Origin of the sequence: Ravibacter arvi, from assembly GCF_039540405.1 — a bacterium.
GTDB classification, from domain to species: domain Bacteria; phylum Bacteroidota; class Bacteroidia; order Cytophagales; family Spirosomataceae; genus Ravibacter; species Ravibacter arvi.
The window spans coordinates 276782-289843 of sequence record NZ_BAABEY010000001.1; the positions used below are offsets into that span (position 1 = coordinate 276782).

Sequence of the window (13062 nt, forward strand, 5' to 3'; positions counted from 1 at the left end):
AAACATCACCCTACATGAAACCAGCCCGGCAAATTGTGCGTGTATTGAGCGTAGTCTTCTTTTTTCTGGTTTTAAACGGGTTCACTGTTTCTTCTTTCCCGGTGGAAAAGGGAGAAACGGCGATTACCTGGGAAACGCTTACCGATGTTTCCTACAACCGGAAATTCAATCAGAAAGAGGAAATGTATTTTATGTACCCCACTTTCGGCGGCAAAGTCCGGCAACTGGAGGGAAAGGTAGTGACCATCCGGGGGTATATGATCCCGGTGGATGAAACCGGGGAGTTCTACGTAATTTCTGAAAAGCCTATGGCACAGTGTTTTTTCTGTGGCGGTTCGGGTCCCGAATCCTTGATTGAGCTTGATTTCCGCAAAAAGGGGAGACGCTTTAAAACCGATGAAATCCGCACCCTGCGGGGTGTGTTAAAATTGAACGCAGAGGACGTAGAGCATCTTAACTATATCCTGACGGCGGTAGAAGTTGTTAAGTAGGAGAGTTGGAGATCGGAGATCGGAAGTCGGAAATCGGCTGCGTCGCGCTGGAGGCGTAGACCGTTCCGTCCGGTTCATGTCCCTGATTTCCGATCCCCGACTTCTGATTTCCGACTTCTGATTTCCGATTTCCGATTTCCGACTTCCGATTTCCGACTTCCAATCCCACCACAATGACAGGGAAATTAGTACTGTTTCTGGCAGTGTTGCTGAGTATAGGTAGTGCTTCGGAAGAAGTATTGAAGATCGGGTGGCGGGACCTGAAGGAGGTGACCTTTAAGGAGCGCTTTGATGTCAGTCAGAAAAATTTTTACAAAATCCCGGCTTTCGGGCCGTCGGTAAAGCGCCTGGCGGGGAAACGGATTGTTATTAAGGGTTACATGATTCCCGTAAGTCTGCCGGACCACCTTTACGTAATTTCGGAAAATCCCATGTCATCCTGCTTCTTTTGCGGAAGTGCCGGTCCGGAAACACTCATGGAGGTGGTGTTCACGCGCAAGGAACAGCGCTTCAAAACCGATGAGATCAGGACACTAAACGGCGTGCTGGAGCTGAATGAAACGGACCAGGGAAGGATGATCTACCTGTTAACCGCGGCGGAAGTTTCTGAGTAAGGCTTGCTCCAGTCACCGTGTTTTTCGAGGAAAGCGGCTACCGGGCCGATTACAATTACGGCCGGAGCGCCGATGGTAGCATCCTGCGCGATTTTCAGTATCGTATCTATGGTACCTGAGACGGCCTTCTGGTTAGGAAGGCTTCCGTTTTGAATAATCGCAACCGGTTCTGCGGCTTTCCCGATCTCCAGGTAAGTTTCGACGATTTCAGGCAGGCGGTGGACGCCCATTAATATGATGACCGTAGCGGTTGAACGGGCAGCCAGGGCTACATCCGACGAAAGAACATGGTCCCTGGTAGTCCCGGTGATCACCCAAAAGCTCTCACTTTTTCCCCGGAAAGTTACGGGGATACCGGCTAATGCAGGAGCGGCGTAAGTGCTGGAAATGCCCGGGATTACCTCACAGGAAATACCCAGTGAAGCAGCGAACTCAATTTCTTCATACCCCCTTCCGAAAACGAAGGGGTCGCCGCCTTTCAAGCGGACGACCTCACCGTATTCGGTGGCATATTTGAAAATAAGCCGGTTAATTTCGTCTTGTTTGCAGCTGGGTTTACCGCCTCGTTTACCTACCGGGATTTTGACACAGGAATCGTCACAATGCTGCAGCACTTCGGGTGTTACCAGGGCGTCGTAAAGCACAACCCGGGCCCTGCCAAGCGCCTTGACCGCTTTTAGCGTAATTAGCTCCGGATCTCCCGGACCCGCTCCGATTAGGGTGAGTTTCATAGTGTCTTGCTTTCCCTGTCGATCCCTAGCTGTCCATCCCGAACACCAGCTCCTGGAGTTTCGGCTCAGCTTCCCCGGTATGATTATGTTTTTCCCGGAAGCTGTGAATGTAGGTAAGGAATTCGCTTGCATTGCTCACATAATAACGGGCAAATTCTTCCGACGGTTCATTTTTATTGATTGTGAGTACAATCTGCCTGAAACCGTCGTTGGTTTCGGAAGGGCAGAAGTAGTCGCCGAAATGCTCGTCAAAGTCCTTCATGATCCCATGCTGCGTGTTCGTAGCCACACCTTCACCCAAAAGCAGGGCTTTGGCGCCGGTAATCATGGTATTGTAGCCGTGGTAGATGGCATCGGCCCACAAACCGGCGGCGAGCAGCTCACGGGCAAGCTCGAGTTTCTCACGGGCTTCTATCAAAGTAGTCGACACCAGGTCAAGCATTACACCGGCGCACTCACCGACCCCGATTTCGGTTTTGAAAATCTCGTCGTGATCGTAGTCCCTGAAGTCTTCTTCCGTGATGGTAGAGAGATCTGCAAGCGGCCGGAGCAGCTGGTAAAAATAGTTCTTGCCTTTGCGCAGGTAATAGCTGTTGAAATATTCACCGTCAAGCGAATTGGCCTGGTAGTCGTCGAGCAGTAGCCGGAGTGATTGCGGGCCACGTTTGCCGGGTATTTTGATTACTTTTTCACCTACGGTCCCGATGCCAACAGCCGAGAACCCACCGCCCAGCAATACCTGCAATGCAGGCAAAACGTGCTGTCCGTGTTTGATGGAGCTGCCGTGGTAACCTATGTTGCTGGCGCTGTGCTGTCCGCAGCCGTTCATACAGCCGCTGATTTTTATTTTGATATCGCTGTTGAAGACGAGATCTGGGTATTCGTTCAGCATCAGGTCTTCCAGCACGCGGGTGATACCGTAACTGCTGGTAATTGCGAGGTTACAGGTGTCGGTTCCCGGGCAAGTCGTAATGTCCATGGTGCTGTCGAAGCCCGGCGTGGCCAGGGTCAGTTCGGTTAGCTTGTGGTAAAGCGGCTTCAGGTTCTGTGCATTCACAAACCGGAGCAGATACCCCTGGTTGGCCGTTACACGGATGTCATCTGCGGCAAATTCCTTCACGACAGAAGCCAGGGCGCGCCCTGTGTCGGAATGCATATCACCCAGTTTAACCCGGATCCGAACCCCAAACCAGCCGGCCTGCTTTTGCTCGAATACGTTGGTAATCAGCCATTTTTTAAACGATTCATCTTCGTCTTTCAGCAGGTCTGAGAGGACAAGCGTACTTTCTGACGGTGGCGCCGGGACTTCCGTCTTATCGATATCGAAAGATTTGTTTTTGATAGCGGGCCACTCTTCTTCTACCAGGCGGAGGAATTCTACGATTCCCACATCGGCCAGCAGGTATTTCATACGGGCTTTGTGGCGCTTGGTCCTTTCGCCGTAGCGGTCGAACACCCGTATAATCGCTTCGATTAATGGTATGATATACTCTTCTTCCAGGAACTCGTACAATTCCTGGGCAGCCATCGGCTGGGCGCCCAGACCACCGCCTACCAGCACCTGGAACCCGCGCTGGGGTTCGCCTTTCTCATTTTTGACGACTTTAGGAATCAGCCCCACGTCATGCATGAACGCGAAAGCGGTATCTTTTTCCGAAGAAGAAAAAGAAATCTTGAACTTCCGGCCCATGTCCTGGCAGATGGGATTCCGAAGGAAATAACGGAAGGCGGCCTGCGCGTAAGGGCTGACGTCGAAAGGCTCGTCGGGGTCAATTCCGGCAGTAGGGGAAGCCGTAATGTTCCGGACCGTATTACCGCATGCTTCCTTAATGGTAATGCCCGCATCTTCCAATTCTGCCCACAAATGGGGTGAATCTACCAGCTTGACGAAGTGAAGCTGGATGTCCTGGCGTGTTGTCGCATGCAGGTTACCGGTTGCATATTTGTCAGAGCAATCGGCAATCCGGACCAGCTGATCAGCTGTAAGCCTTCCATAGGGCAATTTAATCCTGATCATTTGAACACCGGGCTGGCGTTGGCCGTATACCCCGCGCGCCAGACGGAATTTTCGGAACATTTCCGCCGGAAGGTCACCGCTATTCAGGTTCTCGATCTTTCCCTGGAGTTCGAGAATGTCTTTCTTCGCACGTTCACTGACCCTGTCGCTGAATTTAACTTCTTTCATATACCCTATGGAATTAATAGATTAACAAATATAGGAATTTTTTTAACACAAGCGCCCACACCCTCACACCTCATGTCTCACACCTCACACCTCCTCCAACATACAGGCGCCTACCGTTACATTGCTCGTTTCGTCGATGAGAATCGCACCGCCGTTGGCCCTGTTGTGCGAATACGGATCGAACGCAATAGGTTGGGCTGTCCGCAGTAAGACACTGGCCACGTCGTTGAGACGCAGGGCTTCTACTCCTTCCTCCTGTACGTAGGAGTTGATATCGATACGGTAGTCGATCTGTTTGACGGAACATCTGACGCGCGACGTGCCGTGCTGCAGCAGGTATTTGTTACCAGGCTTCAATTCCTTCCGGTCGTCCATCCAGCAGATAAGGCTTTTCACGTCCTGGGTGGGCACTGGCTGATCGGTGCCGGCGGTCAGGATATCGCCGCGGCTAATGTCGATATCGTCTTCCAGAAGGATAGTGGCTGACTGGGGAACTACAATTTCATCTACTTCTTTCCCGTAAACTTCAATACCGGCGATTACAGACGAGCTTCCGGAAGGCAGGGCCGAAATCCGATCTCCTTTCCTGAGTTTGCCGCTGATCAGGCGACCTGCATAGCCGCGGTAATCGTGAAGTTCACTGGTTTGGGGCCGCAGCACGAACTGAACGGGGAACCTGGCGCCTTGTTCTGCTGCGCCGCGGTGCACGTCGGCTGTTTCCAGGACAGACAAGAGCGTCTCGCCCTGGTACCAGGGCATTGAGGGGGATTTATCCACAATATTATCGCCATTCAGCGCGCTTACCGGGATAATCTTCAGGTTTTCTATTTTGAGTTTATCGGCGAGCTCCCGGTAATCTGCAGCTATTTTCAGGAAGGTATCCTCAGAAAAATCAACGAGGTCCATTTTGTTGATAGCGACGATCACGTACGGGATTTTCAACATCCCGGCAATCAGGGAATGCCGTTTGGTTTGTTCAATTACGCCCAGGCGTGCATCGACGAGTATAATAGCGAGGTCGGCGTTGGACGCGCCGGTTACCATATTCCGGGTATATTGAAGGTGTCCGGGAGCGTCGATGCTGATGAATTTTCTGTTGGCCGTCTGAAAATACTTATAGGCGACGTCAATCGTAATTCCCTGCTCGCGCTCCGAGCGAAGGCCGTCGGTAAGCAAAGCCAGGTCAATTTCACCGTTGTTACGGCTCTTGCTCGCTTTTTCGATGGCGTTCATCTGGTCCGCGAGAATGTTTTTGGTGTCGTACAGCAAACGCCCGATCAGCGTACTTTTCCCGTTGTCAACCGAACCTGCTGTTATAAATCTTAATATATCCATTTCTCTTGTAAACTGTCGAACTAATCAGAAATACCCGTTTTTTTTGCGGTCTTCCATGGCCGCTTCCGTCTGCTGGTCGTCTATGCGCGTCTCTCCTCTCTCACTGATGCGGGAGACGGTAATCTCGGCTACTACGTCATCGAGCGTAGAGGCGGCAGATTCGACTGCCGCGGTACAGGTCATGTCGCCTACGGTGCGGAAACGAACGACGCGGGTTTCGATGCGGTCCTGATCGTCTTTTTCAATAAACTCGGCGTTGGCCAACAGGCGGCCGTCGCGTAGTATCACCTCTCTTTCATGGGCAAAATAGATAGAGGGCAACTGAATTTCTTCCCTTTTGATGTACGACCATACGTCCAGCTCCGTCCAGTTGGAAATGGGGAATACACGGACATTTTCACCCTTATGGATACGGCCGTTAAAAAGGCTCCATAGCTCCGGTCTTTGCTGTTTTGGGTCCCATTGACCGAATTCGTCACGGAATGAAAAAATCCGCTCTTTGGCGCGGGCTTTTTCTTCATCGCGCCGGGCGCCGCCGATGCAGGCATCGAAACCGAACTCTTCGATGGTGTCCAGCAGGGTAAAAGTCTGGAGCCAGTTGCGGCTGGCATTCTTGCCTTTGGGCTCTTTCAGGTTTTTGGCTTTGATGGTGTCCTCAACGTAGCGCACCACGAGTTTTGCACCCAGCTGCTCAGCCAGGTTGTCGCGGTAGGCGATCGCCTCCGGGAAATTGTGGCCCGTATCGACATGGACCAACGTAAAGGGGATTTTACAAGGTGCAAAAGCCTTTTTGGCCAGGTTCACCAGCGTAATGGAGTCCTTCCCGCCTGAAAACAACAACGCAGGACGTTCAAACTGCCCCGCAACCTCGCGCATGATGTAGATCGCTTCGGCCTCCAGGTCGTCGAGGTAGTCGATCTGCGTATTGCTTTGTACTGTCATTCTTGAAAATTACTATTGAATTTAAATGCCTGATTCTTTTACCGGGCGTGCAGACCGCACTCCTTCTTGCTTTCGTCTTCCCACCACCATCTGCCTGCACGGAAGTCTTCGCCCTCAACGATGGCACGCGTACAGGGGGCGCAGCCGATGCTGACAAATCCTTTGTCGTGCAACGGATTGTAAGGGACATGGTTGGTTTTTACGTAGTCTTTGACGGCGTCAAAACTCCAGTCCAGCAGCGGGTGAAATTTATAGAGCTGGTGCCCCTCGTCCCATTCCAGTTTCTCCATGGCCTGGCGGTTACCGGATTGTTCGGCACGGATACCCGTTACCCAGATAGCAGCGTCTTTCAGCGCACGGTTCAAAGGGACGACTTTCCTGATAAAGCAGCATTCCTTCCGGCTTTCGACTGAGTCATAAAAGCTGTAAGGACCTTTCTCAGATACCAGTTTTTCAACCTGGTCCCGGTCGGGGTAGAAGGTTTTGATATGGGTGTCGTACCGTTTATTGGTACGCTGGAGCGTCTTTTGGCTCTCTTCGAATAATCGCCCGGTATCGAGCGTAAACACGTTGATATCCAGGTTGTTCCTGAAGATGAAGTCGGTAATAACCTGGTCTTCGTATCCAAGACTGGAAGAGAAAACTACCCGTCCCGGGAATAGCCCGGCCAGCGCAGCCAGTGCATCGGTTTCGTTTTTTCCCGCGATGGCTTCTCTCAGGGATTCAATATTGGTAAATGGGTTACTCATACCGTTCGCATCCTGACTATGTGGTTTTATTTGGCCGTCACTGAGGCCGATACTTCAATTGCGTTAGTAAAATCTTCGATCAGGTCGTCGACGTCTTCAAGGCCGACAGAAACCCTGATCAGGCCTTCCGTAATACCGAGCGAGCGCTTGTCTTCCGGCGTGAGCTTCGCGTGGGTGGTGGTATACGGGTTGGTAATAATCGTGCGGGTGTCGCCAAGATTGGAGGACAGCGACACGATTTGAAGCGCCTTCATGAAAGCGCTGATGCGTTCGAATCCACCGTCCAGCTCAACGGTCAGAATCCCGCCTCCGGCCCGCATCTGGCTGGTAGCCAGTTCGTATTGCGGATGGGACTGAAGGAAAGGATAGTTGACTTTGCCGACGAGCTCATTCGCTTCCAGTGCCTGGGCAAGCTTGAGCGCATTCCGGCAATGACGCTCCATTCTCAAATCGAGCGTTTCCAGGCTTTTGGTGAGCACCCAGGCGTTGAACGGAGACATGGACGGGCCGGTTTGCCGGCAAAAAAAGCGGGCGGGTTTGATCATCTCCCTGCTTCCTACAAGAATGCCGCCTAAAACACGACCCTGGCCTTCCATAAATTTAGTGGCTGAATGAACAACCAGGTCGGCGCCGTAATCAACTGGGTTCTGAAGGGCGGGTGTTGCGAAGCAGTTGTCCACGTTGAAAATCAGCCCGTGTTTTTTGCTTAACGATCCGATCATTTCCAGGTCCACCAGCTCCAGTCCGGGATTGGAAGGAGTTTCAAGATAGATCATTTTGGTATTGGGCCGAATGGCGGCTTCCCATTCCTGCTTCGAAGCGCTTGCTTCCACATAGGTGTAGGTAATGCCCCATTTCACCAGGATCTGGGTAATTATCTGGTGTGCCGAACCGAAAAGCGCCCTGCTGGAGACGATGTGGTCCCCGGAACTGAGGTAGGCGGCAAAGCCCGCAAATACTGCAGCCATGCCGGTAGCGGTGGCAACTCCGTCTTCGTACCCCTCCATCACGCAGACGCGGTCTACGAACTCCTGGACGGTCGGGTTTGAAAAACGACTGTACAAGTTTCCCTGTTCGGTTTCGTCAAAGAGGGCTTTCCCCTGTTCAGCAGACTCGAAAGTAAAGCTGCTTGTCAGAAACAGCGGGGTGGAATGCTCCCTGAAACCTGTTTTCTGCGTTTGGGTACGGATAATTCTGGTTTGCCTTTTCACTTGAATAGAAATTGTTCTTCTGCCAGCTATGAAGAATAAACGAATAACAAGGATCGGTTTAGATCAGTTCTCTATAAGCGCCACTTTTAATGAACTTAGTCTATAAAGTAGACTAAAATAGTAGACTTATGTCATTCCTGATGGAGCCCGGAACCTGTGGCAAAGTTAAAAATTTTAATAACACGAATTCAATGATTTTATGGAAATGCGCGTTAAACAATTTTTTTATGGGTTGGCACCTGGAGTCGCTTGTAAATGAAATTGTTGCTGCATTTGCTGAGAATGCCCTTTTCAGATTATGACAAGCAGCTTTGCCAATGGGGCGGACCGGCTGCGTTTTGATAAAATGCCGGGATTCGGTATGTTTGAATAATTGTACAAATTGAAGAACTAATACGAATCATGATAAAGGATGTTTTTATAGCGTCGGCGGTGCGCACGCCCGTGGGAAGTTTCGGAGCCGGTTTGTCTACCCTGCAGGCAACGGAACTGGGAAGGATAGCGGTCTCGGGAGCCGTCAGGGCCTCGGGCATAGATCCGGACGCGATTGACGAAGCTTATCTGGGAAATGTGGTCTCCGCCAACCTGGGACAGGCGCCGGCGCGCCAGGCGGTACGCCTGGCGGGGTTGCCCGAAAAAGTGATTTGTACCACTGTCAATAAAGTTTGTGCGTCGGGGCTCAAAGCGGTTACCTTGGGCGCCCAGGCCATTCAGCTCGGCGATGCGTCCGTGGTGGTCGCAGGCGGAATGGAAAGCATGTCGAATACTCCTTTTTATATTCCCAAGGCCCGTTTCGGCTATGGTTATGGCAACGGGCAACTGATCGACGGGCTGGTAAGGGACGGGCTCCAGGATGCTTACGACCAATCGGCAATGGGTGCATGCGGTGACGCAACGGCTGCCCGGTACAAAATTTCGCGGGAGGAACAGGACGCCTATGCGGTACGCTCCTACGCACGCGCTGCTGAAGCCTGGGAAAAGGGCCTCTTCAACCAGGAGATTGTGCCCGTAACGGTGCCGCAAAAGAAAGGTTCACCGCTCATAGTATCGCGTGACGAAGAGTTTACCCGGGTAAAGCTCGAGAAAATTCCCACCTTAAGCCCGGCGTTCTCTCCGGAGGGGACTGTGACGGCTGCAAACGCGTCTACCCTGAATGACGGTGCTGCGGCCTTGGTACTTGCCGGCACGGAACAGCTGGAGGCGGCCGGTAAAAAACCATTGGCGCGCATAGTAGCCTACGCAGACGCGGAGCAGGAGCCCAAATGGTTCACGACCACTCCTGTACTTGCAACCGAAAAATTGCTCAAAAAAGCAGGCCTGAAGAAAAACGAAATCGATTTTTTCGAAGTAAACGAAGCCTTCTCCGTTGTGGCCCTTGCCTATATCAATTTACTTGAACTGGACCCCGACAGGGTGAACGTTTGGGGCGGCGCTGTGGCGCTTGGCCACCCGCTGGGGGCTTCCGGCGCGCGCATCCTGACAACGCTCGTCAATGTACTACACGCGCGTGGCGGTCGTTATGGAATAGCCACCATCTGTAACGGAGGAGGCGGCGCAACGGCGGTGTTGGTAGAGGTGTGAGCGGCGAGGTGTGAGGAATGAGACCTTCATCACCCCTAACCCCTCACTGCTCACACCTCACACCCCACAACTAAAAAAGCATGAGACTATTTCCCCTTTGGCTTTGCTGTTTTTTGGGCCTGATTACGTCTGCAGCCGGGCAATTTCAGAACCCGGGTGTTTTCAGTGTCCGGGACAACGGGTATTTGTTTGAGTGGATCCCGAGCGAAAACGCTGATGTGCAGGTGCTTGACGGGAAGGTAAAGCTGGTGGTCCCGGAAAGCAAGATGTCATGGAACGGGAAGAACCGCTGCAGGAGGTTCCTGTTGGGGGATCTTTACGATAATCCCGTCCCGGAACCCGAGGCGGCACAGCTACTGGGATCCGGGATGAAGCTGCCGCCGGGGAATTATGCTTTTCGGGTGATTTATGTCAATGCGCCGGATTTCGCACAATTGAAGGCCAATATGTGGCAGTTGATGGGGCAGGGAAGCGGCGGTGCCGACGACAATTCGGCGATGATGGAAACCATTTACCTGTCGGTCACGGATGGTAAACCGGTTGGCGCCGGGATCGCCGTCCCGGCGGATCTTCTGCGTGCAAGCTGGCTGCCGCACTACCAGCTGCTTCCCTACGACCTGAAACTGCCGGCCGATAAAGGATTTGGCGTTACCCGTTATGTTGCCGGGGTTCCCAAAGACCGGATCTTAAAAAAAGCAACTCATTTCCAATACATCTATAACTGGCTGGATCGGGTGCCCCACAACCGGAAATGGAAGAATATACAGGTGTATGACGGCAAAGGGCAGATGCAGCAGCCGGATTGGATTGTCAGGAATTCGATTATTGACAAGGGGTTCATTACCATAGCCGAACTCGCTGAGAATTACGGCAACCTGGAGGGGGATTGTCCGCGTTGTTACCAAAAAGCCGAGGAAGTATTCAAAGGACTCTACGGCCGTTATCAGCGGGAGTTAGGGGTGCGGTCCCCGGCGGAAACACGCTTGTACGATGACTATTTTGGCGCTTTGTATGGTTATGGCCTGGAAATGAACCTGAATATGCCGCCGGCCGCATTGCGGCGGGGACTCAGGTCGGTTGAAAACGCACAGGCCCGCTATACCGACGGGGGCTGGCCCCGTTCGGGCTATTTCACCAATGGCGCATATGCGTACCGGAATTTCCGTTTGGCGGGGTATCTCGGTAACCTGTTCAACACCATTAACGAGGGCGGGGTTTACAAAAACCTTTACAACCTTGAAAAAGTAAACCTGGCGGTCCCGGACCGGATGCTTCTCAAAAACGGATGGGCGGCCGGGGAGGCATTGGGAATAGACCGCGTCACCGGCGCGGGCACATTCCAGCGCCTGAGACTCGGTAATGGAGATATTCTGCGGCTGACTGTCAATGATTGGCCGATTCACACGATGATGGGTGAATCATTCTTTCAGCTCCTGCTGGGCAATGACTACGTGCTTTGGAACAGCAATATCCCGATGTCGACCAACCCCAATGATTTTTCAGTGAGCTGGTATGGAGGAAAAGATGACTGGAAGACCAAATGGCAGCCCAGGGGGAAGCCGGCTGAAATTTACCAGGAGGGCAAGCCTTCACATCCCAAGCCCGGAAAAGGGCCGGAGGGGTCTGTCTTCCCGGAGATGTCGCTCCAGGGCGAAACCGGCGCATTTGTGGGCGCATGGCTGTATAGCCAGATCAGTAGCGTAAGTGACCGGGTGAGTAAATCGGTACGATATTGCAATTTCAGCGTAAACGGGAAAAGTTACCGGCCTTCCGGCGGAAGCAAAGGAGACAGGTCGCTGTCGTCGCGTGTTTCTCAGAATCCGGGGCAGGACTGGATTGTAACGGCTTTTGAAAACCAATACCCGATTTGTATCTGTACGGAAGGTAAAAACGGGAAAGCCGTTATTTACCAGAACCCCGGAACAGGGCTGACCGGGGCGCAGGAGATAAGCGTCGAAAATGGCCTGAAAGCGCAGGTTACCGGAAACAGGCTGCAGGTGTTTTATGTGGACTAAGGTTAATATATTGTTTTTCGGCTTCTATTTTGTCCGTTTCGCTGACTAAAGACTTGCCTTTCTGGGTGATTCCTGCTGAAATTTGCGTGTATGCAAACTAATCTTCCTATTAATAACCTGATTAAGTACAGTCTTCGTACTTCTGTCGGGGTAGGGTGTATCGTCATGGTGGCAGGAACGACGGTGGAGACTTCGTGGCTCCTGCCGATTTACCGGGGTGCTACGACGTTTCTCCTGTTTTTTATCTGCTGTCTGATCAGCATTTTCTTGTTGCTTGCTTTTGAAAAAAAAGGAAAAGAGGTAGTTACCGACTTTTTTTCGCGCCGTTTTGTCTGTGGTTATTTTTTCGCCTTCATTCCTATGGCGGCGATGCATTTTGTGAACCTGGAATTAACCGCACGCGGTATATTGCCTAAAAGCTATCACGAATCCAAACTGCTGTATTCAGGGCTCTCCTGGCAAATGATGTCCTATACGCTGCTCATCACGTTTATCATTTATGTACTGGTTTATTTTTTCCACAACTTCGTACTGCTATTATTTGAGAAAAACAGGAGCGCCGTGGAGCTTTCGGAGTTGAAAGCGGCCAATTTTGAGACCGCGAACCAACTGCTTCGCCAGCAGATCCAGCCGCATTTTCTTTTCAATGCGCTCAATGTACTGAAGTCTCTGATCCGTAAATATCCTTCGACTGCCGAAGAATACCTGGTCCGGTTGTCCGACTTTTTGCGCGCGTCTTTTACGCTTAGCCGAACGGACACCGCTACCCTGGAGCAGGAGCTGAAGTTGTGTGAGGATTACATGGAAATGCAGCAAATCCGGTTCGGAAATTCTATTGATTACCAGGTAAAGATCGACCGGGACGACCCGGCTTTGAAATTATTCCTGCCTTTCTTTTCGGTACAGCTTCTGCTCGAGAACGCGATCAAGCACAACCAGCTAACCGAGACCCAGCCGCTCCACATAGAGATCAGCAGCCAGGGCGGATGGGTGAAAGTGGAAAATGATCTGCAGCCCAAGAGCTTTGTGGAGAACAGCACCGGCAACGGATTGGTTAATCTTAAGGAAAGATACCGCATTCTGTCGGGTGATGAAATTGTAATCAAAATGACCGATACCAAGTTCTCTGTCGAAATCAGGCTTTTGGAAATCTCGAACCGGCAGTGAGAGGTTGGAGGTCGGAAGTCGGAGGTTGGAAATCGGATGTC

The 13062-nt window shown here is 51.9% G+C and carries 11 protein-coding genes; 5 read left to right on the forward strand and 6 right to left on the reverse strand.

Translation table 11 applies throughout. The annotated features are described in order from the left end of the window. Nucleotides 1-14: 14 nt before the first annotated feature. On the forward strand, nt 15-491 hold the full coding sequence (locus ABD852_RS01135) for a DUF3299 domain-containing protein (protein ID WP_345026146.1): 477 nt from the start codon (nt 15-17) through the stop codon (nt 489-491). Between the two features lie 173 nt (nt 492-664). Then, complete coding sequence (locus tag ABD852_RS01140; RefSeq protein WP_345026147.1) at nt 665-1105, forward strand: DUF3299 domain-containing protein; 441 nt, start codon at nt 665-667, stop codon at nt 1103-1105. Here ABD852_RS01140 and cobA read toward each other — a convergent pair. The 6 genes from cobA to ABD852_RS01170 form a co-directional block, all read right to left on the reverse strand. Next, complete coding sequence (cobA, locus tag ABD852_RS01145; protein WP_345026148.1) at nt 1072-1836, reverse strand: uroporphyrinogen-III C-methyltransferase; 765 nt, start codon at nt 1834-1836, stop codon at nt 1072-1074. The genes ABD852_RS01140 and cobA overlap by 34 nt on opposite strands. A 25-nt stretch (nt 1837-1861) precedes the next feature. After that, nucleotides 1862-4021, reverse strand: coding sequence for a HEPN domain-containing protein (locus ABD852_RS01150; protein WP_345026149.1), 2160 nt, complete (start codon nt 4019-4021; stop codon nt 1862-1864). Between the two features lie 84 nt (nt 4022-4105). Further along, nucleotides 4106-5356, reverse strand: coding sequence for a sulfate adenylyltransferase subunit 1 (locus ABD852_RS01155; RefSeq protein WP_345026150.1), 1251 nt, complete (start codon nt 5354-5356; stop codon nt 4106-4108). A 24-nt stretch (nt 5357-5380) separates the two neighbouring features. Continuing rightward, entirely contained in the window at nt 5381-6298 is a 918-nt protein-coding gene (cysD, locus tag ABD852_RS01160; RefSeq protein ID WP_345026151.1) for a sulfate adenylyltransferase subunit CysD, read from the reverse strand. Nucleotides 6299-6336: 38 nt separating this feature from the next. Then, nucleotides 6337-7047 (reverse strand): phosphoadenylyl-sulfate reductase, encoded by a 711-nt coding sequence (locus ABD852_RS01165; protein ID WP_345026152.1) that lies wholly within the window; start codon nt 7045-7047, stop codon nt 6337-6339. Nucleotides 7048-7073: 26 nt separating this feature from the next. Beyond that, nucleotides 7074-8258 carry a trans-sulfuration enzyme family protein gene (locus ABD852_RS01170; protein ID WP_345026153.1) on the reverse strand — a complete coding sequence of 395 codons (1185 nt, stop codon included), beginning with the start codon at nt 8256-8258 and terminating at the stop codon, nt 7074-7076. A gap of 402 nt (nt 8259-8660) precedes the next feature. Here ABD852_RS01170 and ABD852_RS01175 point away from each other — a divergent pair, with 402 nt between their 5' ends. From ABD852_RS01175 to ABD852_RS01185, 3 genes are all read left to right on the forward strand, one after another. Further along, a complete protein-coding gene (locus ABD852_RS01175) occupies nt 8661-9839 on the forward strand; it encodes an acetyl-CoA C-acyltransferase (protein ID WP_345026154.1) in 1179 nt (392 codons plus the stop codon). Nucleotides 9840-9919: 80 nt separating this feature from the next. Continuing rightward, nucleotides 9920-11854, forward strand: a complete 1935-nt coding sequence (locus ABD852_RS01180) for a hypothetical protein (RefSeq protein WP_345026155.1) — start codon at nt 9920-9922, stop codon at nt 11852-11854. A gap of 90 nt (nt 11855-11944) precedes the next feature. After that, nucleotides 11945-13021 (forward strand): sensor histidine kinase, encoded by a 1077-nt coding sequence (locus ABD852_RS01185; protein ID WP_345026156.1) that lies wholly within the window; start codon nt 11945-11947, stop codon nt 13019-13021. Nucleotides 13022-13062 lie beyond the last annotated feature (41 nt).

What these genes read in the sequence shown, in the direction of transcription:
- ABD852_RS01135 (WP_345026146.1), top strand. Translation starts at nt 15, where the DNA reads ATGAAACCAGCCCGGCAAATTGTGCGTGTATTGAGCGTAGTCTTCTTT.
- ABD852_RS01140 (WP_345026147.1), top strand. Translation starts at nt 665, where the DNA reads ATGACAGGGAAATTAGTACTGTTTCTGGCAGTGTTGCTGAGTATAGGT.
- cobA (WP_345026148.1), bottom strand. Translation starts at nt 1,836, where the DNA reads ATGAAACTCACCCTAATCGGAGCGGGTCCGGGAGATCCGGAGCTAATT.
- ABD852_RS01150 (WP_345026149.1), bottom strand. Translation starts at nt 4,021, where the DNA reads ATGAAAGAAGTTAAATTCAGCGACAGGGTCAGTGAACGTGCGAAGAAA.
- ABD852_RS01155 (WP_345026150.1), bottom strand. Translation starts at nt 5,356, where the DNA reads ATGGATATATTAAGATTTATAACAGCAGGTTCGGTTGACAACGGGAAA.
- cysD (WP_345026151.1), bottom strand. Translation starts at nt 6,298, where the DNA reads ATGACAGTACAAAGCAATACGCAGATCGACTACCTCGACGACCTGGAG.
- ABD852_RS01165 (WP_345026152.1), bottom strand. Translation starts at nt 7,047, where the DNA reads ATGAGTAACCCATTTACCAATATTGAATCCCTGAGAGAAGCCATCGCG.
- ABD852_RS01175 (WP_345026154.1), top strand. Translation starts at nt 8,661, where the DNA reads ATGATAAAGGATGTTTTTATAGCGTCGGCGGTGCGCACGCCCGTGGGA.
- ABD852_RS01180 (WP_345026155.1), top strand. Translation starts at nt 9,920, where the DNA reads ATGAGACTATTTCCCCTTTGGCTTTGCTGTTTTTTGGGCCTGATTACG.
- ABD852_RS01185 (WP_345026156.1), top strand. Translation starts at nt 11,945, where the DNA reads ATGCAAACTAATCTTCCTATTAATAACCTGATTAAGTACAGTCTTCGT.